The organism is Pseudomonas sp. CGJS7, assembly GCF_036961695.1.
Map to the genome: position 1 here is coordinate 1 of NZ_JBAMDI010000155.1, position 23349 is coordinate 23349.

21 protein-coding genes are annotated in these 23349 nt (G+C 67.2%); 10 read left to right on the forward strand and 11 right to left on the reverse strand.

Going from position 1 to position 23349, the window contains the following annotated elements; all coding sequences use genetic code 11:
• Positions 1–29: 29 nt before the first annotated feature.
• Positions 30–593, forward strand: a complete 564-nt coding sequence (locus tag V7787_RS46380; RefSeq protein ID WP_336094475.1) for a hypothetical protein — start codon at positions 30–32, stop codon at positions 591–593.
• Between the two features lie 77 nt (positions 594–670).
• Here V7787_RS46380 and V7787_RS46385 read toward each other — a convergent pair whose 3' ends face one another.
• The 4 genes from V7787_RS46385 to V7787_RS46400 form a co-directional block, all read right to left on the reverse strand.
• Positions 671–1480 carry a hypothetical protein gene (locus V7787_RS46385; RefSeq protein WP_336094476.1) on the reverse strand — a complete coding sequence of 270 codons (810 nt, stop codon included), beginning with the start codon at positions 1478–1480 and terminating at the stop codon, positions 671–673.
• Positions 1481–1777: 297 nt separating this feature from the next.
• The gene (locus V7787_RS46390; RefSeq protein WP_336094477.1) at positions 1778–2242 is read right to left on the reverse strand and encodes a VOC family protein; all 465 of its coding nucleotides are present in this window, start codon (positions 2240–2242) and stop codon (positions 1778–1780) included.
• Positions 2243–2344: 102 nt separating this feature from the next.
• Positions 2345–3247 carry a helix-turn-helix domain-containing protein gene (locus tag V7787_RS46395; protein ID WP_336094478.1) on the reverse strand — a complete coding sequence of 301 codons (903 nt, stop codon included), beginning with the start codon at positions 3245–3247 and terminating at the stop codon, positions 2345–2347.
• 9 nt (positions 3248–3256) lie between these two features.
• On the reverse strand, positions 3257–4549 hold the full coding sequence (locus V7787_RS46400; protein ID WP_336094479.1) for a 6-phosphofructokinase: 1293 nt from the start codon (positions 4547–4549) through the stop codon (positions 3257–3259).
• 182 nt (positions 4550–4731) lie between these two features.
• Here V7787_RS46400 and V7787_RS46405 point away from each other — a divergent pair, with 182 nt between their 5' ends.
• From V7787_RS46405 to V7787_RS46415, 3 genes are all read left to right on the forward strand, one after another.
• Positions 4732–5310, forward strand: coding sequence for an adenylate kinase (locus tag V7787_RS46405; RefSeq protein WP_336094481.1), 579 nt, complete (start codon positions 4732–4734; stop codon positions 5308–5310).
• A gap of 256 nt (positions 5311–5566) precedes the next feature.
• Positions 5567–6931, forward strand: a complete 1365-nt coding sequence (gene mpl / locus V7787_RS46410) for a UDP-N-acetylmuramate:L-alanyl-gamma-D-glutamyl-meso-diaminopimelate ligase (protein WP_336094482.1) — start codon at positions 5567–5569, stop codon at positions 6929–6931.
• 421 nt (positions 6932–7352) lie between these two features.
• Positions 7353–7940: an LON peptidase substrate-binding domain-containing protein gene (locus V7787_RS46415; RefSeq protein ID WP_336094483.1), complete on the forward strand. Its 588-nt coding sequence runs from the start codon at positions 7353–7355 to the stop codon at positions 7938–7940.
• Here V7787_RS46415 and V7787_RS46420 read toward each other — a convergent pair.
• Entirely contained in the window at positions 7916–9970 is a 2055-nt protein-coding gene (locus tag V7787_RS46420; protein ID WP_336094484.1) for a bifunctional DedA family/phosphatase PAP2 family protein, read from the reverse strand. The genes V7787_RS46415 and V7787_RS46420 overlap by 25 nt on opposite strands.
• A gap of 202 nt (positions 9971–10172) precedes the next feature.
• On the opposite strand from V7787_RS46420, the gene V7787_RS46425 reads away from it, so the two are divergent.
• A complete protein-coding gene (locus V7787_RS46425) occupies positions 10173–10832 on the forward strand; it encodes a hypothetical protein (RefSeq protein WP_336094485.1) in 660 nt (219 codons plus the stop codon).
• A gap of 138 nt (positions 10833–10970) precedes the next feature.
• The gene (locus tag V7787_RS46430) at positions 10971–11786 is read left to right on the forward strand and encodes an SDR family oxidoreductase (protein ID WP_336094487.1); all 816 of its coding nucleotides are present in this window, start codon (positions 10971–10973) and stop codon (positions 11784–11786) included.
• Between the two features lie 221 nt (positions 11787–12007).
• Here the strand turns inward: V7787_RS46430 and V7787_RS46435 are convergent, their stop codons facing one another.
• From V7787_RS46435 to V7787_RS46445, 3 genes are all read right to left on the reverse strand, one after another.
• Positions 12008–13276 carry a DUF3472 domain-containing protein gene (locus V7787_RS46435; protein WP_336094489.1) on the reverse strand — a complete coding sequence of 423 codons (1269 nt, stop codon included), beginning with the start codon at positions 13274–13276 and terminating at the stop codon, positions 12008–12010.
• A gap of 456 nt (positions 13277–13732) precedes the next feature.
• Positions 13733–15328, reverse strand: coding sequence for a M20/M25/M40 family metallo-hydrolase (locus V7787_RS46440; RefSeq protein WP_336094490.1), 1596 nt, complete (start codon positions 15326–15328; stop codon positions 13733–13735).
• Positions 15329–15433: 105 nt separating this feature from the next.
• Entirely contained in the window at positions 15434–16306 is an 873-nt protein-coding gene (locus V7787_RS46445) for an ion transporter (RefSeq protein ID WP_336094492.1), read from the reverse strand.
• A gap of 162 nt (positions 16307–16468) precedes the next feature.
• On the opposite strand from V7787_RS46445, the gene V7787_RS46450 reads away from it, so the two are divergent.
• The 3 genes from V7787_RS46450 to V7787_RS46460 all read left to right on the forward strand — a co-directional run bounded on the left by V7787_RS46450 (position 16469) and on the right by V7787_RS46460 (position 20395).
• Positions 16469–17689: an aspartate aminotransferase family protein gene (locus tag V7787_RS46450; protein ID WP_336094494.1), complete on the forward strand. Its 1221-nt coding sequence runs from the start codon at positions 16469–16471 to the stop codon at positions 17687–17689.
• A gap of 13 nt (positions 17690–17702) precedes the next feature.
• Positions 17703–18122, forward strand: coding sequence for an HIT family protein (locus V7787_RS46455; protein WP_336094496.1), 420 nt, complete (start codon positions 17703–17705; stop codon positions 18120–18122).
• A gap of 152 nt (positions 18123–18274) precedes the next feature.
• On the forward strand, positions 18275–20395 hold the full coding sequence (locus V7787_RS46460; RefSeq protein WP_336094498.1) for a TonB-dependent siderophore receptor: 2121 nt from the start codon (positions 18275–18277) through the stop codon (positions 20393–20395).
• A gap of 73 nt (positions 20396–20468) precedes the next feature.
• Here the strand turns inward: V7787_RS46460 and hemL are convergent, their stop codons facing one another.
• Both hemL and thiE read right to left on the reverse strand, forming a co-directional pair.
• A complete protein-coding gene (gene hemL, locus V7787_RS46465; protein WP_336094500.1) occupies positions 20469–21752 on the reverse strand; it encodes a glutamate-1-semialdehyde 2,1-aminomutase in 1284 nt (427 codons plus the stop codon).
• Positions 21745–22395 carry a thiamine phosphate synthase gene (gene thiE, locus V7787_RS46470; RefSeq protein WP_336094503.1) on the reverse strand — a complete coding sequence of 217 codons (651 nt, stop codon included), beginning with the start codon at positions 22393–22395 and terminating at the stop codon, positions 21745–21747. The genes hemL and thiE overlap by 8 nt, the downstream gene beginning before the upstream one ends.
• A gap of 68 nt (positions 22396–22463) precedes the next feature.
• Between thiE and V7787_RS46475 the strand changes: the two genes are divergently transcribed.
• Positions 22464–22655, forward strand: a complete 192-nt coding sequence (locus tag V7787_RS46475) for a rubredoxin (protein ID WP_036115753.1) — start codon at positions 22464–22466, stop codon at positions 22653–22655.
• 73 nt (positions 22656–22728) lie between these two features.
• Here the strand turns inward: V7787_RS46475 and V7787_RS46480 are convergent, their stop codons facing one another.
• Positions 22729–23172: a DUF192 domain-containing protein gene (locus V7787_RS46480; protein WP_336094505.1), complete on the reverse strand. Its 444-nt coding sequence runs from the start codon at positions 23170–23172 to the stop codon at positions 22729–22731.
• Between the last annotated feature and the right edge of the window lie 177 nt (positions 23173–23349).

The window sequence follows — 23349 nt, forward strand, 5'->3', positions numbered from 1 at the left end:
TGCGTCGGCCTTGCGAGCAGGAGCCGACGATGCGTTGCGTCCCCGTCCTATTCACGATCCGCCCGATCGATATCCACAAATTCAGCGCCGGCCTGCTGTGTGCGGCGGCGTTGATCGCGGCGCCGGCCTACGCCGCCGATCCGACCCCGGAAATCAAACGCGATGCCGCCGTGCCCAGCCAGCCGGTCGGCGCGGTGCGCACCCTGCGCCAGATTCCCGAAGCCTGCGCGCGCCTGGAAGGCATGTTCACCGGCGACGCCGCGCAGCCGTACAAGTTCGCGGTGGTGCGCACCAGCCCCAACTGCCAGCCGCGTGCGCGTTTCGTCGATGCGGCCAAGGCCCAGCCGTCGGAAGCGGCGGGGTGGAAATTCAACGATCTGCTGCGCGTGTCCAATGCCGCGTGTCCGCAGCAACAGGCGGTGGTGCGGGTCTGGCGCAAACCGGCCGCGGTCGCGCCGCCGACGCTGGACGCGCAGGGCAAGTCGCGGCTGTATCTGCAGGACGAAAAGGAAAGGGCCGCGGCCAACAAACTCGCGGCGATTCCGATGTTCGCCGCGTCCATGACGCTGGAAGGCAAAGCCTGCGGCGGCTGAGCGCGGCGCGGATATGCGATGCAAACAAAAGGGCCGCTTTCGCGGCCCTTTTGCTGTTTGTTCGGACTGCCGGCCGCTTACTTCTGGCCGACGCAATCCTTCAGCTCGACCACGAAGTCGTGCGGGTTGTACTCATCGAACATACCGGTCAGGGTGATCCGGTCGTTGGCGCGCAAGGTCAGCGCATACGCCTTCTGATTCGGCTGCAACAGGCAGCGCACGCGGGTTTCGAACAGCTGACGGTCGCTCGCGGCCAGACCCGGGATCAACGAAGTGTTGGCCTGGAAGGTGACGTAGTAAGCGCCGTTCTTGCCGTCGCTGACGCCGGCGTTGCTGCCCTTGACCGTGTACATGCGGCCCTTGTAGCGGTCGGCGACCACCGCGGCGTTTTCCTTGGCCTGGGCTTCGATTTCGCGGGCCAGCTGCGGCGCGCCGATCACGGTCGGCAGCGGCTTGGGCGCGGCCGAGCGCGGCGGCGCGGTCTTGCCCGGCTTGAGCGAGCCGATCATCTCGCACATGCCTTTCTTGATTTCTTCGGTGTGGCCGACCGAGGCGCGGCGCAGCTTCAGCGAGGCGGTCACGGTGCCGGCGGCGTCGGCGGTGAAGTGCATCGGCAGCGGACGGCTCATCGCGGTGGACGGCTCTTCCAGCACCAGGGTGCCGGCGTTCAGATCCTCGTCGAGCACCACCATGTTGCGGCCGATGCCGGCGTTGCGGATCTGGCCGATGGCGGCGGGGATCGACAGGCCGTTGACCTGGACCGAGCTGAAGTACTCGGTGCCGCTGAGCACGTTGCCTTTCTTGGTGAAGTTGGTCTCGCACTGGCCGGCGTAGGCCGAGACGGACGGAACCAGCAGCAACAACGGAACTAGAAACTTGCCTTTCATGAAGGACTCCCTGTAATGACGAAGCGTTGCGTCCCTGCGCCCTGATCCCGCACGAACGCCGGCGGCGGCAGATTGCCGCAATCGGGTGGGCGATTCAACGTTTTTCGGTGGTTCTCCGGCCCTGGACCCCGCGTTATGGGCGACGCCGCGCACAGATGCGGTGCCTGGCGGTATCGGCCTTGTGGGGCGCGCCGCGGGGGCGAGGCGGGCGGCCGCCGACCGGCCCGCTGTCCCGCCGCCCTTGGTCGGGCAGACAAAAGCCATCAAACGCAGGCGCGGCCGAAGCCGCCGCCCCGTTCAGTCGGACGCCGGAATATGCCCGGAGCAGTCCGGGTCGAGGTCGTAGCGGCGCTGCATTTCTTCCGGCTCGATCGCCTCGATGCTGTGGCCGATGTTCCAGCGATGGCCGAACGGATCGATCACCGTGCCCGAGCGTTCGCCATAGAAATGATCGCGCGGCGCCATCGCCAGGCGCGCGCCGGCGGCGACCGCGCGCGCGACGGTGTCGTCGGCATCGTCCACGTGCAGGTGCAAGGTGTGGCTGTGACCGGCGCCGGCGGCCGGGTGGCGGATGTCGATCTCGGGAAATTCCTCGCACAGCATCAAGGTGGTGCCGCCGAGGTCGAGTTCGACATGGCCGATGCGGCCGCCGGGCTCGACCAGACGGAATTTCTCGCTGGCGTCGAACACCTTGCAATAGAACTCGACCGCGGCCTGGGCGTCGGCTACGCACAGGTAGGAAAACAGTTCGTGGACGGCCATGACGGATTCCTGGAATGAGGTGGGCGCAGCGTGCGCCCGATCGGGCCGCGAAGTATTGGACGAAATTTACCGCCGGCTCGCGTCGCCGGTGGGACGCCGCTCCTACAGTCGCTCCGACGCAGCCGACGTCGCTGTCTCGCGCATCGGCAAGTGATGCGGCGAAGCCGCTGCCGCGGCTACATACGCCCGCGGCGAAACCCCGGCGAATTCGCGGAACTCGCGGATCAAATGCGATTGATCGAAATACCCCGCATCCAGTGCCAACTGCGCCCAGTCCGGCCGCGGCGTCGCCGCCAAGGCCGCGAGCAAACCCTTGAAGCGCAGCACCCGCGCATAACGTTTGGGCGTCAGGCCGGCGAGATCGCGGAAGCCGGCGATGAAGCGGCGATGGCTGCGTCCGCTGGCTTGAGCCAGCGCGGCGATGCGCGCGTCGTCTTCATCGCTCTCGCCGACGACGGCACCCAAGCGCGCGAGCGCGGGCATCGGCGCGGCGCGCTGCAGACTGCGCACGGCATCGACGATCTGCGGATCCAGCCCGCGCACCGGCCGCAACTGCGCGCGCAGGAAACGTTCGAACACGGCCTGGCGTCGACGCGGATCAACGCAGGCCGCAAGCCGCGCCTGCAATTCGTCGGCCTTCGCGCCGCACAGCGCGCGCAAATCGGTGTGGCCGCCTTCCAGTTCCGCCGCCGAGACGCCGAACAGCGCCAGCGCAGCGCCCGGCTGCAGCACCGCGCCAACCGAAGAGGACGGCAGCGAAGTGTCTTTGATGCAATACGAAGCCCGCATCCCCCCAACCACCGCATGCGAATAAACCCGTCCGACCCGATCGTCGGCATCGGCATACAAGCGCAGCGGCGGCCCATCCAGACGGATCGCCAGATGCATCGACCCGCTCGGCAACGAATGCTCGCGCGCCGCGGCCGAGCCCGCGCCGGCCGCTTCGACCCAGATCGTTTCGATCCAGGGCCGCAATTCCGGCAGCAGCGGCGCGGCGGCGGACACGGCGGCGCCTCAGCCCTCGAACGGCGGCAGTTTCTGCTTCACCGCGGTGTTCTTCAGCGCCACGTACTGGGGCAGGCCATCGCGCCCGTACGGCGGCGGCGCTTCGCCGCGGATCAGCGGTTCCAGGTACTTGCGCGCGGCCGCGGTGATGCCGTAACCGTCCTTGCGCAGGAACCCGGCCGGCATCTTCTTCTCGTGATTGGCCACCTTGCTCAGCGGCGCGGCTTCGATCTTCCAGCGATACGGCGCATCGGAGCTGCGCACGATCACCGGCATCACCGAGTTCATGCCCTTCAGCGCGAACTCGACCGCGGCCTTGCCGACCGCGCGGGCCTGTTCGACGTCGGTCTTGGACGCCAGATGCCGGGCCGAGCGTTGCAGGTAGTCGGGCAGGGCCCAATGCACCTTGTAGCCCAGCGCGTCCTTGACCCGCCCGGCCAGATGCGAGGCGACCCCGCCGAGCTGGGTGTGGCCGAAGGAATCCTTGCCGCCGCCGGCGTCGGCGACGAAACGGCCGTCGGCGGTCTGGATGCCCTCGCTGGCGACCACCACGCAATAGCCCACCCGTTCGACCGTGGCCTTGACCTTGGCGAAGAAGTCGGCCTCCTGGAACGGGCGCTCCGGGAACAGGATCAGGTGCGGGGCGGCATCGGGGCCGTCGCCGGCCAGGCCGGCGGCCGCGGCCAGCCAGCCGGCGTGGCGGCCCATGGCCTCGTAGACGAAGACCTTGGTCGAGGTCTCGGCCATCGCCGCCACGTCCAGCGCGGCCTCGCGCACCGAGACCGCGGTGTATTTGGCGGCCGAGCCGAAACCGGGGCAGCAATCGGTCACCGCCAGGTCGTTGTCGACCGTCTTGGGCACGCCGATGCAGGTCAGCGGGTAGCCGAATTCGGCCGCCAGCTGCGACACCTTGAGCGCGGTATCGGCCGAATCGTTGCCGCCGTTGTAGAGGAACCAGCGCACGTCGTGGGCCTTGAGCACCGCCAGCAGCCGCTCGTAGCGGGCGCGGTCGGCGTCGAGCGACTTCAGCTTGACCCGGCACGAGCCGAACGCGCCGCCGGGGGTGTGGCCGAGCGCGCGGATCGCCGCGGCGGACTCCTTGGAGGTGTCGATCAGCTCCTCGCGCAGGGCGCCGAGGATGCCGTTGCGGGCCGCCAGCACCTTGACCCCGCGGGCCCGGGCGGTCTCGATCACCGCCGAGGCGGTGGCGTTGATGACGGCGGTCACACCGCCCGATTGCGCATACAGCAGGTTTCCGGCGACTTTACCGGACGGGGTTCTGGCGGGTTTCGCGGTCGGCATGGGAATTCCAGGATTGGCGCCGGTTTGCGGTAAGCTGACCGCAATATTTCGCCCGGCGGATGGTTGGCTGCTTCGAGTGTAGCGCCGCTCCGCGTACTGGCCAGCCCAAGGCGCGGCCGGTGGGCCGGACCCGGCGCCCTGGCGCGGGCTCCACGGTTTTACTTGTCTCAGGAGCGATGTTGATGCGATTGGTACTACTGGGCGCGCCCGGTTCCGGCAAGGGCACGCAAGCTACGCGGCTCAAGGAGCATCTGCAGGTGCCGCACATTTCCACCGGCGATCTGTTGCGCGGCGAAGTCGCCGCCGGCACCAAGCTGGGTCTGGAAGCCAAGGCGGTGATGGACTCGGGCAATCTGGTCAGCGACGAAATCCTGCTGGGCATGCTCGAAGACCGTTTCTCGCGGCCCGACACCGCCGGCGGTTTCATTCTCGACGGTTACCCGCGCAATCTGGCCCAGGCCGATGCGATGGACGTGCTGCTGAAGCGGATCGGCCAGCCGATGGACTTCGCGGTGCAGCTGGAAGTGCCGACCGAGTTGCTAGTCGAGCGCATCGCCGGTCGTGCCGCCGAGCAGGGCCGCAAGGACGACAGTCCTGAAGCCGTGCGTATCCGTCTGAAGGTGTACGACGATGTTACTGCGCCGGTGATCGAGTATTACCGCCAGCATGGTCGATTGACCGTGGTGGACGGTGTGGGTTCGCTGGATGAGGTGTTCACCCGCATCATCGAAGCGCTGGAACCGGCGCCGACGGTGGGTTGAGCCTTTGCGTTCGGCTCCCTCTCCCGCACGGCGGGAGAGGGTTGGGGTGAGGGCAGTCAGATTCCTTGCACCCGTAATCGTTTCGAATCATAGATCCCGGTATTGAAGGCAAAGGCGGGGCGGTAGGTGGGTTTGGTCGTCCGCCGTGTTTCGCGTGCCCTCACCCCATCCCTCTCCCGTGAACGGGAGAGGGGGAGTTGGTGCCAGCGGGAGTCGCTTCGTTGGGCATTCGCTACTTCTTTTGGAACTTCGGATCTTGAAGCTACATATCTTGGGTATTGCCGGCACCTTCATGGGCGGCGTCGCCGCGCTCGCGCGCGAACTCGGGCATGAGGTCGAAGGCAGCGATCAGGCGGTGTATCCGCCGATGTCGACCCAGCTCGAACAACTCGGCATCGCCCTGCAGCAGGGCTACAAGCCCGAACACATTTCCGCCGATTGCGACGAAATCGTGGTCGGCAACGCCTTGTCGCGCGGCAACCCCGCGGTCGAACAAGTCCTCGACGACGGCCGCAAATACACCTCCGGCGCGCAGTGGCTGTCCGAACAAGTGCTGCCGGGCCGCGACACGCTCGCCGTCGCCGGCACCCACGGCAAGACCACCACCACCTCGATCCTGACCTGGTTGCTGCAGGCCGCCGGGCGCGAGCCGGGCTTCCTGATCGGCGGCGTCGCCGAGGATTTCGGCACCTCCGCGCGCATCGGCCAGGGCCGCGAATTCGTGGTCGAAGCCGACGAATACGACACCGCGTTCTTCGACAAGCGCAGCAAGTTCGTCCACTACCGGCCGCTGGTGGCGATCCTCAACAACCTGGAATACGACCACGCCGATATTTTCCCGGACGTGGCCGCGATCCAGCGCCAGTTCCATCACCTGGTCCGCACCGTGCCGCGGCGCGGCCGTTTGATCGTCAACGGCGAAGACCAGCGCCTGAGCGAAGTGCTGGCGATGGGCTGCTGGACGCCGGTCGAACGCTTCGGCCTGACCGGCAAGGCCGGTTACGAATGGACCGCGCGCCTGATCGAACCGGACGGCAGCGCGTTCGCGGTGATCCATCGCGGCGAAGAACTCGGCGAAGTGCGCTGGCCCTTGCTCGGCCGCCACAACGTGATGAACGCGCTGGCCGCGATCGCCGCCGCCAATGCGGTCGGCGTCGATGTCGCCGGCGTGTTGTCGTCGCTGAAAGAATTCCGCAGCGTCAAGCGCCGCCTGGAGGTGATCGGCGAAACCGGCGGCATCACCGTGTACGACGATTTCGCCCATCACCCGACCGCGATCGCGACCACGCTCGCCGGCTTACGCGCGCGGGTGGGCTCGGCGCGGATCCTGGTGGCGATGGAGCCGCGCAGCAACTCGATGCGCCTGGGCGCGCACTCGGACGCCTTGGCGCCGTCGCTGGACGCCGCCGACGCAGTGGTGTTCCTGCACCGGCCGGAACTGGCGTGGGACGCGGGCAAAGTGGTGGCGGGTCTGCGCGGCGAAGGCGTCGCCGTGCCCGATGCCGACGCCTTGATCGCGGCCTTGCTGGAGCGCGCGCGGGCGGGCGACCACGTGGTGTTCATGTCCAACGGCGGATTCGATGGCGCGCCGCGGCGGTTTTTCGCGGCGCTGCGCGGCTGAGTTCCGATAGGCCCCGAGCCCGTCGTTAGCCCCAATCCGTCATTAGCCACCCAGGTCCGTCATTCCCAGGCCCGTCATTCCCAGGTCCGTCATTCCGGCGAAAGCCGGAACCCATTTTGATCTTGCTTCCGCTCTTTACGCTGAGCCCAAATCGCGTCGGCGAAAGCCGCAGCTTGTCCCACGACCGAGCCCGGACCGATCTGCCAGCCCGTCATTCCGGCGAAAGCCGGAATCCATTTTGATCTTGCTTCTGCTCTACACGTCGAGCGGAAAGCGCGAAGTCAAAATGGATTCCGGCTTTCGCCGGAATGACGAGCCAGAGCAGATCCGGCTTTCGCCGAAACGACGGGCCAGAGCAGACTCGACCTTCGCCACAGCGCCCGCTTGCGCCACCCAAGCGCATCGCGGATACACTGCCGCCATGCCCACCGACCCCGCCGCCGAAACGCTGGGACTGTTCCCGCTGCACACCGTGCTGATGCCCGGCGGCTCATTGGGCCTGCGCGTGTTCGAACGCCGCTATCTGGATCTGGTCCGCGAATGCGGCCGGCAAGGCCGCGGCTTCGGCGTATGCCTGATCATCGACGGCGAAGAAGCCGGCGCGCCGGCCACGGCCGCGGCCTACGGCACCGAGGCGACGATCGAGGATTTCGGCAACGGCGACGACGGTCTGTTGACCTTGCGCGTGCGCGGCACCCGCCGCTTTCACGTCAGCCGCGTGCGCATCCGCGACAACGGCCTGCAGGTCGCCGAAGTGCAGTGGTGCCCGGACGATCGCGACAACGCGGTGCGCCCCGAGCATTCCCTGTTGACGACCTTGCTGGTGCGCCTGCTGGAGCAGGCCGGCGGCGAGCACGCGCTGGCGCCGCATGCGCTGATGGACGATGCCGCCTGGGTCGGCTGGCGCCTGGCCGAGCTGTTGCCGCTGTCGTTGCAGCAGCGCCAGATGCTGCTGCAGATCGACGATCCGCACCAGCGACTGGATCAGTTGCTGGCGTTGCTGCCCTGATCCCGCGGCGGCGCCGGCGCGGTGGCCGGTTCGCCCGGCAACCGGTACTGCGAACGCAAGCGCATCACTTCCACGCCGTTCTTCGGATGCGCCTGCTGGACCACCACGAACCCGGTCAGCGCGCGCCGCACCAGCGCGTGCGCTTGCCCGTCGTCGGATTGCGGCAACCACAGCGCGGCCGCGCCGAAGGGTTGGTTGAGACGCAAGGTCTGGGTGGTGCCGATCCATAGCGGCGTACCGTCGGACAACACCGACGGCGCCGGCCACAGCCGCAGCGCGTACTGCACGTTGGGATTGGGGCCGTCGCGCAGCATCAGCAGCGATTCGGCCTGCGCGTCCAGCGTCGCCGGCAGCACCACTTGCTCGCGCGGCGGGGTGTCGTCGTCGAGCAGGGCGATGGTGGCGAGCCAGTCGGCTTGTTCCTGCACCCGCCAGCCGGCCGCTTCCAGAGTCGCGCGCAGCGGCGGCAGCGGGCCGGCGACCTGGATGTCCAGCGGCCAGCGCCGGCGCACATCGCTTTCGTTGCGTTGCGCGGGCAGCAGCGTCCAGTCGGATTTCCACCACTGCGCCGCGTCCATCACGCTGGTCGGCGTGCTCGATGCGAACTTGGCCAACAGCGCATCGGCCGAGCGCGGCGCATGCCACAGCGCGGCGGCGACGAACACGGTGTAGAACAGCCACGCCAGCGGCCGCATCCAGAACGAACGCGCGACATGGCGGCGATAGGCGATGCCCAGCACCAGCAGCCAGAAGATGCCGAACAAGGTGCCGCCGACCAGATCGCTGGGCCAATGCGCGCCCAGGTACAAGCGCGAGAAGCCGACCAGGGTGGTGACCACGCCGGCCAACAGATACGGCCACACCCGCTGCCGTCCGGGCAGCTCGCGCGCGATCAGCACCGCGAAGAAACCGAACACGATCGTGGTCATGGTGACCGCGACCGAGGGGAAACCGAAACCGGCCGGCGCGGTCGGCGGACGCGGCATATCGATCGCCGCTTCCAGCACCGAGGTCAGCACCAGACCGAACACGATCGCGCCGACCCAATGCGCCGCGGCCATCCAACGCCGGCGCCAAGCCAGATAGCCCAACACCGCGATCGATGCCGGCGCCAGCACCTGCCAGTCGCCCAGGCAGGCCAGCGCGGCCATCAGCCGGTCGGCCAGCGGATTGCGCAAGGTCCACATGAATTCGTGGACGGTGTGATCGATCTGCAAGGGCCCGCCGCTGGCGAGCAGGGTCGCGAGCAGGGTGAACCAGATCCAGCTGATCGCCAGCAGACACACCGCCAGCATCACCAGCGACGCCGATTCGGGCCGGTTGGGATCGATCAGCGCCGCGGCGTAACGGCCCAGGCGCGGATGCGCGCGGGTCCAGCGCAACGCGCGCGCCAGCAGGTTGTCGGCATGGGTGGCGAACCAGCGCCAGGTGTAGAGCACGATCGCCCACACCAGCGCCACCGCGATCAACAGCCCGCCGAGCACCACCGCGAGCCGGTCGGCGACCGCCGCGACCGCATCGTAGGACGCGCCCAGCACCCAGCCGGGCGCCAGGAACAAGGCCGACCAGCCCAGGCAGGCGATCAGGCTGGGCAGGGCGTAGCGGCGCATCGGCATCCGCAGCATGCCGGCGATCGCCGGCACGAATGGACGCACCGCGCCGACGAAGCGGGCGATGAAGATGCTCTTGACGCCGTGGCGGTGGAACAGGCTCTCGCCGCGGTCGATCCATTGCGGATAGCGCGAGAACGGCCAGCGCTGACGCAACTGCGGCCCCCAGCGGTGGCCGATGTAATAGCTCAGACCGTCGCCGGCGAAGGCGCCCAGGGTCGAGCAGATCAAGGCGTACGGCCCGTTGATATGGCCAAGGCCGACCAGCGTGCCGACCGCGAACAGCAGCGGCAGCGCCGGAACCACGATGCCGAGGATGATCAGTGCGTCGCAGAACGCGATCAGGAAGATCACGATCCCGGCCGCGATCGGATTGGCCGCGATCCATGCGGTCGCGCTTTCTAGCCAGGTTGAGTCCATCGGTCGATTATAGGCGGGGCATTCTGTGGCGAGGGTGACTGGTCGGGTGGGGCGGGACTGGACAGGGAATCGAGGATCGGTAGCCGCCCGGCGCGGCGATCCGCGCGTCGCAGGCCGTTTCCCAGAGCCCCGCACGCAGGCGATAGTTCCCGCGGCCGCCCGGGCCGGGTCCCGATCCCATCGCGGCAGTACACTTGTGCGCATGTCCCCCGAAGTAATCGAAGTGGCCGCGTTGAAGGCCGACAGTTTCGGCCGCATCGCGCTGATGCGCGACGGCCACGGCCTATTCGTGCGGCGCGATCTGCGTCACGTGCCGTGGTGGCTGCGTCTGCCGGCGTGGTGGCTGGCGCGGCGCGAGGCCCGGGCCCTGGAGAAAGTCGACGGCCTGGACGCGACCCCGCAGTTGCTGCGTTGGGACGGGCGCCGGCTCGATCGCAGTTACATGGAAGGCGCGGCGATGTACCAGCGCCCGCCGCGCGGCGATCTGGCCTATTTCCGCCAGGCCCGGCGCCTGCTGCAACGCCTGCATCGGCGCGGCCTGGCCCATAACGACCTGGCCAAGGAAGCCAACTGGCTGGTGCTGAGCGACGGCACCCCGGCGATCATCGATTTCCAGCTCGCCGTGCGCGGCGATCCGCGTTCGCGCTGGATGCGGCTGCTGGCGCGCGAGGATTTGCGCCACCTGCTCAAGCACAAACGCACCTACTGCGGGCAATCGCTGACGCCGGTGGAACGACGCGTGCTCAAGCGCCATTCCTGGGTGCGCGAAATCTGGTTCGCCACCGGCAAACCGGTGTACCGCTTCGTGACCCGGCGGATCCTGCATTGGGAAGACAATGAGGGGCAGGGGCCGAAGCCTTGAGGGCGGGGGTGGGGGAATGGGGAACAGGGAACTGTAGAAGCGGTGCGGCGGTGCGCTCGGCTTGGGGTGGGCATTGGGATTAGGATGGGGCGACGGTTGTTCGACCGATTCCCTATTCCTCCCTGCCGGTCCTGACTCATGTCCTTACAAGGCAAAACCCTCTTCATCACCGGCGCCTCGCGCGGCATCGGCCGCGAGATCGCGCTGCGCGCCGCGCGCGATGGCGCCAACATCGCCATCGCCGCCAAGTCCTCGGTCGCCAATCCCAAGCTGCCGGGCACCATCCACAGCGTCGCCGCCGAAGTCGAAGCCGCCGGCGGCCGCGCGCTGGCGCTCAAGTGCGATATCCGCGAAGAAGACGAAGTCAACGCCGCGGTCGCCGCGGTCGTCGACACCTTCGGCGGCATCGACATCCTGATCAACAACGCCAGCGCGATCTGGTTGCGCGGCGTGCTGGACACGCCGATGAAGCGCTTCGATCTGATGCAGCAGGTCAACGCGCGCGGCAGCTTCCTGTGCGCGCAGGCCTGTCTGCCGTATTTGAAGCAAGCCGCCAACCCGCACATCCTGACCCTGGCGCCGCCGCCGAGCCTGGACGTGAAGTGGTGGGCGCCGCACACCGGCTACACCCTGGCCAAGATGGGCATGAGCTTCGTCACTTTGGGATTGGCGGGAGAATTCGGTCCAACCGGAGTTGCGGTAAACGCCCTCTGGCCGAAGACCATCATCGCCACCGACGCCCTCAACCTGATCCCCGGCGTCCCGGTAGACCGCTGCCGCAAGCCCGAGATCGTCGCCGACGCCGTGCGCGAAGTGCTGATCCGCCCGGCCGCGGGTTTCTACGGAAAATTCCTGATCGACGAAGAAGTGCTGAGCGAAGCCGGCGTCACCGACTTCGCCAAGTACGCCGTCGATCCGAGCAAGCCCTTGCTGCCGGATCTGTTCTTGGGCTGATCCGCTTCCAGTTGGAACCCAAGCCTGACAAAAGAGCCCCGCAATGCGGGGCTCTTTTTTTTCGGCGCCTGTTTGCTGAACCAATAAACCGCGCCACTTCCCCTTCCCCCGTCATTCCGGCGAAAGCCGGAATCCATTTTGATCTTGCTCCGGCAAATTCGAGCAGAGCCATTGTCCAGCGAGCCTTGTTCGCAACAACCCAAGCGCCCGCCAAACCCCACTCACTCTTCCGGCAACGCCCCCAAATCCACCCGCGGCTTGAACCACGACCGGCTGCGAGTGAACGAAGTACCCGGCGTAGCCGAATGATCGAAGAACCCGGTATTGCGCAGATAAAACGCCGGCGCAATCGCCCCACCGGTGATGTCCAGCCGCTGCCGGTTGCTCGCGGTCGCATCGACGGTAAACCGCGCCGACTTCACTTCCGACCACGCCCCATTGCTGCCGATCGCCCACTGATTGCCGTACAGGGCCATGCGATCGAGATAACCCAGATCCGGGTTGAACGACTCGATAAAGGAATACACGCCCTTCTGATACGTCGACACGCCCTCGTACTTCCAGGTAGCGATGAACTTCCACTGACAGTCGCCATAACCGAGCAAGCACGGAGTACCGAACCAGGCCGAGAACAAGGTATTGCCCTGTCCATCCGGACGCGCCCGGGTGATGAAGCGATAGGTGTGCCCGGGCTTCCAGCCGTAACGCAGGAAGCTTTGGCCGCCGGTGCCTTCGCCGCCGAAGTCCTGCGCGATCACGTCCGCGCCCTTCTTCAACAACGTGGTCTTGCCGGCGGGCGAATCCCACACCGAGAACAGCACCCGCCGTTCGCTGGCCGAATTGACTTGAATGCCGAAGTAGCCCTGGCCGAAGCCGTTGGCCATGAAGTACGAACCGATCGGATCGAAGCCGCGCGGCACGGTGACTTCGTTATAGAAATACTCGGTGTTGTCCGGCACCGCGAAGCCCAGATGCCCGGAAGGCCCGCGCCGCGACCAATAGAAGTTGGCCGGATCGTTGGCGAACACCAACCCGGCGTCCACCGCGCTGCCGCCGACCTCCAGACCGGAGATGTCGCCGTAGTAATCGCCGTCGCTGCTGACGCCGCGCAGATCGACCTTGACGTATCCGGGACGGGCGATGTTGAACGTGCCGACGTGGAACGAAGACGTCGCGCTGCCCGACAGCGAGGCGAGCCGGCGCTGGCCGGCGATGGACACCTCCACGGTGCTGCGGGTCGCGCCGTTCAACGCGCCCACCAGCGAAAGCTCGAGCTTACCGGGGCGCTTGGCGTAGAAGTAAACGCTGGCGATGGCTTTGTTCGAGGTCCAGTTATGCAGGCCGGTATCGTCGACCAACTCTTCCTGAGCCCCGGCCGGGCGGGTGATGAAGGCGTTGCCGCCCAACGGAACCAGGGTCTTGGTTTGCGCGAACAAAGCGCTGGATTGCAGCGCCAGCAATAGCATGAGCGAGAAAGCGCGATTTCGCATGATCGTTCTCCGTATGCGGGGTTCGGGCGACGCGTGGCCGGCATCGGGCAAACGGTGCCCCGCGGTCGGAATCGACCGTTGTGTTCACCGATCGCCTGTGCGGCGTTGTGCGTGCAAAGCAGCGTCGCGGCGATTACTTCACTGCTTTTCCAGCCGCGTCAATGGACCGGCGGGCATGTAATTCCGCGGCGTCGCTACGGCGCGGCTTTGCGGCGAAAAACCGTCGGCATGAAATTTTTCCGCGGCCCGCGCAGCGGGCAAAAAGTCGCAAAGCGCGCCGACGGAGGCGTTGGCGCGGTGGCTGAATAGTGGGGTTGGGGCCGAAAGACCGGCCGATTCGGCGACCGGGCGGGCACGGACGCCGAATAGAGTGAATCCCACGGCCGCCGGCGGGTCGATCAGAACGTTGTCGTCTCGAATCGCCGGCGGCGTTATCGCGTTCGGGGTGCTACCGATTCACTTGCCGGTCTGCTTGAGCCCATCGGCAAGCGAGTACAGCAGATCGACATAGAACCGCTCGACCTGCACCAATCCAGCGACCTTGGAACCCGCCGCCGGCTCGACCACCATGTACTCGTTCGGCGCATGCGCGCCGCTGCCGTGACCGAGTCCGCCGGAAATCATCGGCAATCCCAGGGTCTGAGTGAACACGTAATACGGCGCGCTGCCGCCGATCCGCGGCGCCACCGTCGGGGTCAGGCCGTATTTGCGATACACGCTGAGCGCAGCGCGGGTCAACGGCGCCTCCACCGAGGTTTGCGCCGGCGGATAGCCCGACAGCTTGCGCACTTCGATGTCCTCAAAGCCCTTGGCATCGAGCTGCTTGCGGATCAAGGCCATCGCCTGATCCGGAGTTTGATCGGGCACCAAGCGCGAGTCGACCTTGGCCACCGCCTTGTGCGGCAGGATGGTCTTGACCCCTTCGCCGGTGTAGCCGCCGACCAGCCCGTCGATATTCAAGGTAGTGTCGAACAACTCCGCCGCGGTGGCGTCGCGATAATCGCGACCGTTCTTCCAGCGCGCCGCGCCCAGGCTTTCGAGTTGCTTGGCCGCGTCGGCCTCGCGACCGCGCAGGATGCCGTTGAACAAACGCTGCTCTTCGACATTCGGCGCGCGGATCGCATCGCGATAACCAGGCACGGCGATTTCGCCATCGGGCGTGGTCAGCGTCGCCAAGGCCTGCACCAGCCGCCAACTCGGCGAGTCTAGTTTGGCCGCGAGCGAGCCATGCACTTCGCTGCGCTGCGGCCCGCCGGTGGCGGCGTTGCCCTTGGCTTCCAACTCCATGTACAAAATGCCCTTGACCCCGAGGAACATCGACGCCTGCCCGTCGCGGTCCTGGGTGTTCATCGGGAAGAACACGCCGTCGGCCTTGCGCAGTTGTTCCTGATACTTGGCGATCACTTCCGGATAATGCGGCGAGCCGAGTTCCTCTTCGCCCTCGGCCACCACGATCAGATTCACCGGTGGTTTTCCGCGGGTCTTGATCACCGCGTCCAGCGCATTGAGAAACGCGCGCTGCGGGCCCTTCTGGTTGGTCGCGCCGCGCGCCATCAACACCTTGCCGAGCTTGGGTTCATCGACCAGGGAACCTGCGAAGGCATCGACCTTCCAACCGGTCGGCTCGATCGGCTGCACGTCGTACATCATGTACACGACCAAGGTATGCGCCGCGCCGGCATCGTAATAGCCGTACACGCCGGGATGGCCGGAGGTCGGCACCAGCGCGGTATCGCGGAAGCCCAGTGCGTCCAGATCCTTGCGCAGCAACTCGGCCATCTGCGCGATGCCCTTGTTCTGCGCGCTGATCGAAGGCTGACGCACCCAGCGCTGCAACTGGGCCAGATCGGCCGCGCGGTTTTTTTCCAGATGCGCGTAGACGTCGGCGTAATCGCCGCCGTAAGCCGGCACTGAAGCGGCGTCGAAGGCCTGGACTTCGGTGATGACGATCTTAGGCGGCGCAGCCAGCGCGGGGCTCAGCGCCGCGATCAACGAAGCGGACAACAGGGCGAGCGACAGCGGCGCGGCGATGCGGCGACAACGTGAACTCATGGCGTTTCCCTCGTCGTGAGCGACCTGGATCGGCGTGCGTGTTCGCCTGCGCGACGGCGGCCCGGCGGCCGCGGTCGCGCTCGATGGTTCGCTGGGCGCGGTCGCTTAGCCCATTGGCGTGGGCAGATGATGCCCGCAATTGCGGCAGAACTGGGCGTCGGGGTCGTGCCCTTCCAGGCCGCACTGCGGACAACCGCGGCGGTCCAGATGGCCGCGCTCGTGGCTGGCCTCGCGCAGGCTGCTGGCCAGCTCGGCGGTGTAGATGCCGGTCGGTACTGCGATCACGCTGTAGCCGATCAGGATCAGCACCGAGGTGATGAAGCGCCCCGCGGTCGTGGCCGGGGCGATGTCGCCGAAACCGACCGTGGCCATGGTCACGATCGCCCAGTACATGCCGGTGGGAATGCTGGTGAAGCCGTGCTCCGGGCCTTCGACCACGTACATCAGCGCGCCGAAGATCACCACCACCGTCAGCACCGCGCAAATGAACACGAAGATCTTGCGCCGGCTGCGCCACAAGGCGCCGACCAGCACGCCGCCTTCCTCGACGTACTGGGTCAGCTTGAGAATCCGGAACAGCCGCAGGATGCGCAGGATCCGCACCACCAGCAGGCTCTGGCTGCCCGGCAGCAACAGCGACAAATACGTCGGCAGGATCGACAGCAGATCGATCAGGCCCCAAGTGCTCAACGCATAGCGCCACGGCCGCCGCACCACCGCCAGGCGCAGCCCGTACTCGATGCTGAAAAGCACGGTGAACAGCCATTCCAGCCCATACAGCCAGCCCGACCAGCGCGCGTGAATCCGCGGCACGCTGTCGAACATGATCACCAGCACGCTGGCCAGGATCAGCCCGATCAGCAGCAGATCGAAATTGCGCGAGGGCGGGGTGTCGTGGCGGTGGATGATGTCGAACCAGCGCCGGCGCCAGCCGGTTTCGGTCGCGGGATTGAGTTGCGGGTCCAACAGCAGACGCATGCTTCGCTCCGTTGGGCGGTGCCCGGGTCGAGCACGATTCTGCCCGCTGGGCGGCTAGGCGGCGTGACGTCGGCGGGCATCGCCGCGTGCGCGCCGCCCTGCACGCGCCGGGGCGATCGGCGACAATAGCGGTTCCGTTCCCTTTCCCGTATCGACGCCCCCATGGATACCGCTTCGCTGTACGCCCTGTCCGAGCGCTACTACCTGCCCGTCTACCGCCCGCGCCGGATCGTGCTCGATCACGGCCAGGGCTCGCGCATCTGGGACGTCGACGGCCGCGAATACGTCGATTTCGGCGCCGGCATCGCGGTCAACGCGCTCGGCCACGCGCATCCGGCCCTGATCGCCGCGCTGACCGCGCAGGCCGGCAAGCTGTGGCATACCAGCAACGTGTTCGTCAGCGAACCGCCGCTGCGTCTGGCCGAGCAACTGGTCGAGGCCTCCGGCTTCGCCGAACGCGTGTTTCTGTGCAACTCCGGCGCCGAGGCCAACGAAGCGGCGATCAAGCTGGCGCGCAAATGGGCCACCGCGCAGGGCCGCGAGCCCGAGCGCCGGGCGATCCTGAGCTTCCGCGGCAGCTTCCACGGCCGCACCCTGGCCGCGGTCACCGCCACCGCGCAGCCCAAGTACCACGAAGGCTTCGAACCGCTGCCGCCGGGTTTCCGCTACAGCGACTTCAACGATCTGGCCGCGGCGGAAGCGGCGATGGCCGACGGCGCGGTGTGCGCGGTGCTGGTCGAGCCGGTGCAGGGCGAGGGCGGGGTGACCCCGGCCGATCCGGAGTTCCTGCGCGGCCTGCGCGCGCTGTGCGACCGCCATGGCGCGCTGCTGATCCTGGACGAAATCCAATGCGGCATGGGCCGCAGCGGCCAGTTGTTCGCTTGCCACGCGTACGCGGTCAAGCCCGACGTGGTGACGCTGGCCAAGGCCTTGGGCAGCGGCTTCCCGATCGGCGCGATGCTGGTGGCGCCCTCGGCCGCGCAGGCGATGCAGTTCGGCGCGCACGGCACCACCTTCGGCGGCAATCCGCTCGGCGCGGCGGTGGCCGGCGCGGCGTTGCGCGAATTGCGTTCGCCGCAGTTGCTGGCCAATGTCGAGCGTCAGGCCCAGGCGATTCGCGACGGCCTGGCCGCGCTCGACGCCGAGCTCGGCCTGTTCGCCGAAGTGCGTGGCCGCGGCCTGATGATCGGCGCGCAACTGCGCGACGAACACGCCGGCAAGGCCGGCGAAATCCTCGACCGCTGCGTCGAGGAAGGCCTGCTGTTGCTGCAAGCCGGCCCGGACGTGCTGCGCTTGGTGCCCGCGCTCAATATCGGCGATGCCGATATCGCCGACGGGCTGGCGCGTCTGCGCGCGGCGCTGTTGAAGTTCCTCGGTCGCTGATCGGGCTTCGGCGATGACCGACTGCGTTTTCTGCGAAATCCTCGCCGGCCGCATGCCGGCGAGTTTCGTTTATCGCGACGATCGCGCGGCCGCCTTCATGGACCTGCGCCAGGCCGTCGACGGGCATGTGCTGGTGGTGCCGCTGCGCCACGTGCCGGATATCTACGAGCTCGATGAACCCACCGCCGCGCATCTGATGACGGTCGCGGTGCGCGTGGCCAAGGCCTTGGCGGCCGACGCGCGGCCGGCGGGGCTCAACCTGTGGCAATCCAACGGCGAAGCCGGCGGCCAGGAAGTCCCGCACGTGCATCTGCACGTGCAACCGCGGCGCGAGGGCGACGGCATCCTGCGGCTGTACCGCGACGGTCTTCCGGTCGCGGGCGAGCGTGCGCATCTGGATCGGCTGGCCGCGCGGATCGCCTCGCGTTTGTAAGCCGCGCGGCATGGCCATCGGGCAAATCGAGCGCTGCACGAGCCACGACAGGCGCTATCGGGGCGATCAACGGCGCGATTAGGGCTTTACGTGAGGATTTCGTTCAAACGATAATAATTCTCGTTTGCCGTAATTCTCCGGAGTCCCCCCGCATGTCCCGCAGCCGCCTCATCCCGGCGCCCTTGGCCCTGGCCATCGCTTTTTCGCTCAGCGCGCCCGTCCAGGCGGCCGACCTCGCCGAAGCCGGCGCCGCTACGCCCGACCCGCAGGCCACCACCCTGGATCACATCGTCGTCCAGGGCCAGACTATCGGCTACAAGGCCGACAACGCGACCACCGCGACCAAGACCGACACGCCGATCGGGGAAACCCCGCAGGCGATCACCGTGGTCACCCGCGAGCGCATGGTCGACCAAGGCGCCTTGAGCGTGCAGGAAGCGCTGGGTTACGCCGCCGGCGTGCGTTCGGACGCTTACGGCCTGGATTCGCGCGGCGACTGGACCCTGATCCGCGGCAGCTCGCCGCAGGAATACCTCGACGGCCTGCGCAGCTCGTTCAATTACTACACCAGCTCCGCGCGCACCGACCCCTACATGCTCGAGCGGATCGAAGTGCTGCGCGGCCCGTCCTCGATGCTGTTCGGACAGGGCAGCACCGCCGGCGTGGTCAATCTGGTCAGCAAGCGCCCGCAGGCGCAGGCCCAGCGCGAAATCGGCGTGCAACTCGGCAGCTTCGACCGCCGCCAGGTCAATGCCGACTTCACCGGTCCGCTGACCGCCGACGGCACCTGGCTGTACCGCATCGTCGGCGTGTACCGCGACAGCGAAACCCAGGTCGATCACGTCGACGACGACCGCCGCCTGATCGCGCCGTCGTTGACCTGGAAGCCGAGCGAAGACACCTCGCTGACCCTGCAACTGCGCTGGCAGCAAGACCGCACCGGCTCGACCTCGCAATTCTTTGGCTGGAGCGGCCTGGCCGCGCCGAACCCGAACGGGCGTGTGCCTTCGCATCGCTACATCGGCAACCCCGGCGACCGCTACGACACCGACCGCACCACCGCGGGCTGGTTGTTCGAACACCGCTTCAACGAAAACTGGACCGTGCGCCAGTCCTTCCGCGCCGCCCGCAACAAGGTCGACTACGCCAGCGCCTACGGCAATCCCTACGCCGATCCGGCCAATCCCTTCGTCGACCCGCAGCAGCGAGTGATCCGCCGCGAAGGCTGGTACGCCGACACCAAGGCGCGGATGCAGAACATCGATCAGCACGTGGAAGGCCACTTCAAGACCGGCGCGGTCTCGCATCAGATGCTGCTGGGCGTGGATGCGGTGCGGTTCAAGCAAGACGAAAAGCAGTTGTTCGAGCTGGCCGAGGATCTCGGCGGCACGATGCCGGCGATCGACATGTACAACCCGGTGTATCTGCCGCACACGCCGCCGGCGTTCGGCCCGGCGACCCAGACCAGCCAGCGTCAGATCGGCCTGTATCTGCAAGACCAGATGCACATCGGCGAGCACTGGATCGTCGTCGCCGGCCTGCGCCACGACCGCGCCAAGAGCGGCCTGGTCGGCGCCGCCGACGAAAAATCCAACGCCACCACCAAGCGCCTGGGCGTGATGTTCCACGACTGGGCCGGCTGGTCGCCGTACGTGAGCTACAGCGAATCCTTCAGCCCGGTGGCCGGCACCAACGCCCTGACCGGCGCGCGTTACACGCCGCAGCGGGGCGAGCAGATCGAAGCCGGCGTCAAGTTCGAACCGGCCGGGCGCGATCTGAGCTTCACCGCCGCGACCTACGAACTGCGCGAAGAAAACCGTCTGGCCGCCGACCCGAGCAATCCGAACGTCAACATCCAGATCGGCAAGACCAAGACCAAGGGCCTGGAACTGGAGTTCACCGGCAAGCTGACCTCCAGCTTCGACATCACCGCGCACTACAACTACCTGGAAAACGACCGGCAGTTGGAGAACACCCCGCAGCACCAGGCCGCGGTCTGGGGCAAGCAGCGCTTCAGCCTCGCCGGCCGCGACGGCTTCGCCGCCGGCCTGGGCGTGCGCTACATGAGCGCGTTCGACAGCCTGCCGGCGCCGAGAACGCAGGCGGTGACCCTGGCCGATGCGATGGTGTCTTTCGACACCGGCGCCTGGCGCTGGGCGCTAAACGTCAACAACCTCACCGACAAGCGTTACTTCAGCATCTGCATGAGCCGCGGCGATTGCTGGTTCGGCGCGCGTCGCAACATCGGTCTGAGCGCGACGTTCTCGTTCTGATCGTTCCTCGCAAATAACGAAAAGGCCGGCGAATTCGCCGGCCTTTTCGTTGCTGCGCCGCTGATCGGACGACTTACAGCGCGGCGAAAGCGGCCCGCGCGGCATCGACAGTGCGGGCGATTTCTTCCTCGCCATGCGCGCTCGACACGAACCCGGCCTCGAACGCCGACGGCGCCAGATACACGCCGCGCTCGAGCATGCCGTGGAAGAAACGGTTGAAGCGCTGGGTATCCGAAGCCATCGCATCGGCGAAGCTCTGTACCGGCCCTTCGCGGAAATACAGGCCGAACATGCCCGGCGCGCGGGTGGTATGGAAGGCGACGCCGGCCTCGCGCGCGGCGGCTTCCAGCCCGTCGCACAGCGCATGGGTGCTGCGTTCCAGCGCCTGGTGGAAACCCGGCGCCTGGATCAGTTCCAGCGTCGCCAGACCGGCCGCCATCGCCACCGGGTTGCCGCTGAGCGTGCCCGCCTGATAGATCGGGCCGCTTGGCGCGACCTGGCTCATCAGGTCGCGACGGCCGCCGTACGCGCCCACCGGCATGCCGCCGCCGATGATCTTGCCGAAGGTGCTCAAGTCCGGAACGATGCCGTAGCGCTGCTGCGCGCCGCCGAGCGCGACCCGGAATCCGGTCATCACCTCATCGAAGATCAGCAGCGCGCCGTGGCGCGTGCACAACTCGCGCAGGTGCTGCAGATAACCGTCCTTGGGCAGGATGCAGTTGGCGTTGCCGACGATGGGTTCCAGGATCAAACCGGCGATTTCGCCGCCGACTTCGTCGAATAATTCGGTCGCCGCGTCGAAGTCGTTGTAGGGCAGGGTGAGGGTCAGATCGGCCAGCGCCGACGGCACGCCCGGCGAATTCGGCAGGCCCAAGGTCAGCGCGCCGCTGCCGGCCTTGACCAGGAAACTGTCGCCGTGGCCGTGGTAGCAGCCTTCGAACTTGACGATACGGCTGCGCCCGGTCGCGCCGCGCGCCACCCGGATCGCCGACAAGGTCGCCTCGGTGCCGGAATTGACCATGCGCACCATCTCGCAGCTAGGCACGATCGAGGTGATGGCTTCGGCCATCGTCACTTCCAGCGCATTGGGCACGCCGAAACTCAAGCCGTTGCGCATGGTGCGCTCGACCGCGGCCAACACTTGCGGATGCGCGTGGCCGGCGATCATCGGGCCCCACGAGCCGACGTAATCGATGTAGCGGTTGCCGTCGACGTCGAACAGATACGCGCCCTGGGCGCGTTCGGCGAAGAACGGCTCGCCGCCGACCGACTTGAACGCGCGCACCGGCGAATTGACGCCGCCGGGCAGCAGTTCGCTGGCGCGGGTGAAAAGCTCGTGGGAACGAGAGTTATTCATGGGTTTCTTCTTCGGGCTTGCTGTCGAAACAGGAAAGGTAGGCGCGCACCGCGGCGGCGGGATCGGCCGCGTCGAATACGCTGCTGATCACCGCGAGCAGATCGGCGCCGGCGGCGGTGAGGATGCGCGCATTGTCCGGGGTGATGCCGCCGATCGCCACTCGCGGCAGATTCAGCGGCGCGGCTTGCTGCAGCAGGCGCGGATCCGCGCGGCGCGCATTGGGTTTGGTCGGCGAAACGAAGAACGCGCCGAATGCGACATAGCTGGCGCCGCGCGCCGCGGCGGCGCGGGCGAGTTCGATATCGTCGTAGCAGGACGCGCCGAGAATCGCCGCATCGCCCAACGCCGCGCGGGCCGCGGCGAGTTCGCCGTCGTCTTCGCCCAGATGCGCGCCGTCGGCGCCGATCTGCGCGGCCAGGCGCCAGTCGTCGTTGACGATCAACGGCACGCGGTAGCGCCGGCACAGCGGTTGCAGCGCCAGCGCTTGCTCGCGCCGCAGCGAGGGGCTGGCGGTCTTGTTGCGGTATTGCAACCAAGCCGCGCCGGCCTCCAGCACAGTCTCGACCCGGGTCGAGAGTTTTGCGGTGTCCGGCTCATCGGGCGTGATCGCGTACAGGCCGCGGCGCGGCCAAGGTGGATTCATACTGCGGCTTCCGTCGGGGAGGGCGGGATGGGACAATGCGCGTCCCGCAATTCCCGCATTATCCGCTTATGTCCGAGATCGCCGCGACCACCGCCTACCGCACCTGGATGTGCGTCGTGTGCGGCTTCATCTACGACGAGGCGCTGGGCTTGCCGGAAGAAGGCCTGGCGCCGGGCACGCGCTGGGCCGACGTGCCCGATACCTGGACCTGCCCGGATTGCGGCGTGACCAAGGACGATTTCGAGATGATGGAAGTCTGATCCCCTGCCGGCGCGGGTTTCGCCGCGCCGCGGCCCCGCGCGGGCCGCTGTTCGCTCGGCCGGCCCGGCCGATTCAGTCGATTCCGGGCCCGAACTTCAGTTCGTCGCCGTTTTCCAGCTTCAGCTTGGCCGCCTGGCCGGCATTGAGCTCCAGCACGTACTTGGCCGGCGCCTCGCTCGGATAGGGCGGGCAGCTGTCCCCCGCCGAGCACGGCGGCACGTCGCGTTGCTGGGTCACCAGCCGCCGCTGCGCATCGAAGTACAGGATGTCCAGCGGAATCCGGGTGTTCTTCATCCAGTACGCCTGCGGCGCTTCGGTCTCGTGCAAGAACACCATGCCGTGGTCGAGGGCCATCTCATCGCGGAACATCATTCCGCGCTGGCGTTCTTCCCGGGTCTTGGCGATCTCCACTTGGTAGCGCTGACTGCCGATCTCGACCCAGCTCTGCGAGGAGTCCCCGGCACAGCCCGCCAGCGCCGCGGCGCATGTGAGCGACAGCACGAAACGCTTGAACATGGCCTAAGTCCTTATAGCGCGGCGGATGGCGCGACCATCGGTCAGCGCCCGTCGATCGTCAAGCCGAAAATGTTTTTGAATTTTCTTGCGCCGACCCCTTCCCGAACCCCATGCGCATCTGCATAATGCGCGGCCCCGCTGACCGGTTGCATCGATCGGCGGGGAGCGCGGAAGCCA

Bases quoted from the DNA above. Each gene is read 5' to 3' on its own strand.
- V7787_RS46420 (WP_336094484.1), bottom strand. From the start codon at position 9,970: ATGGACTCAACCTGGCTAGAAAGCGCGACCGCATGGATCGCGGCCAAT.
- V7787_RS46400 (WP_336094479.1), bottom strand. From the start codon at position 4,549: ATGCCGACCGCGAAACCCGCCAGAACCCCGTCCGGTAAAGTCGCCGGA.
- V7787_RS46380 (WP_336094475.1), top strand. From the start codon at position 30: ATGCGTTGCGTCCCCGTCCTATTCACGATCCGCCCGATCGATATCCAC.
- V7787_RS46390 (WP_336094477.1), bottom strand. From the start codon at position 2,242: ATGGCCGTCCACGAACTGTTTTCCTACCTGTGCGTAGCCGACGCCCAG.
- V7787_RS46415 (WP_336094483.1), top strand. From the start codon at position 7,353: ATGCCCACCGACCCCGCCGCCGAAACGCTGGGACTGTTCCCGCTGCAC.
- V7787_RS46430 (WP_336094487.1), top strand. From the start codon at position 10,971: ATGTCCTTACAAGGCAAAACCCTCTTCATCACCGGCGCCTCGCGCGGC.
- V7787_RS46435 (WP_336094489.1), bottom strand. From the start codon at position 13,276: ATGCGAAATCGCGCTTTCTCGCTCATGCTATTGCTGGCGCTGCAATCC.
- V7787_RS46445 (WP_336094492.1), bottom strand. From the start codon at position 16,306: ATGCGTCTGCTGTTGGACCCGCAACTCAATCCCGCGACCGAAACCGGC.
- thiE (WP_336094503.1), bottom strand. From the start codon at position 22,395: ATGAATCCACCTTGGCCGCGCCGCGGCCTGTACGCGATCACGCCCGAT.
- V7787_RS46455 (WP_336094496.1), top strand. From the start codon at position 17,703: ATGACCGACTGCGTTTTCTGCGAAATCCTCGCCGGCCGCATGCCGGCG.
- V7787_RS46480 (WP_336094505.1), bottom strand. From the start codon at position 23,172: ATGTTCAAGCGTTTCGTGCTGTCGCTCACATGCGCCGCGGCGCTGGCG.
- V7787_RS46450 (WP_336094494.1), top strand. From the start codon at position 16,469: ATGGATACCGCTTCGCTGTACGCCCTGTCCGAGCGCTACTACCTGCCC.
- V7787_RS46460 (WP_336094498.1), top strand. From the start codon at position 18,275: ATGTCCCGCAGCCGCCTCATCCCGGCGCCCTTGGCCCTGGCCATCGCT.
- V7787_RS46405 (WP_336094481.1), top strand. From the start codon at position 4,732: ATGCGATTGGTACTACTGGGCGCGCCCGGTTCCGGCAAGGGCACGCAA.
- V7787_RS46385 (WP_336094476.1), bottom strand. From the start codon at position 1,480: ATGAAAGGCAAGTTTCTAGTTCCGTTGTTGCTGCTGGTTCCGTCCGTC.
- hemL (WP_336094500.1), bottom strand. From the start codon at position 21,752: ATGAATAACTCTCGTTCCCACGAGCTTTTCACCCGCGCCAGCGAACTG.
- V7787_RS46475 (WP_036115753.1), top strand. From the start codon at position 22,464: ATGTCCGAGATCGCCGCGACCACCGCCTACCGCACCTGGATGTGCGTC.
- V7787_RS46440 (WP_336094490.1), bottom strand. From the start codon at position 15,328: ATGAGTTCACGTTGTCGCCGCATCGCCGCGCCGCTGTCGCTCGCCCTG.
- V7787_RS46425 (WP_336094485.1), top strand. From the start codon at position 10,173: ATGTCCCCCGAAGTAATCGAAGTGGCCGCGTTGAAGGCCGACAGTTTC.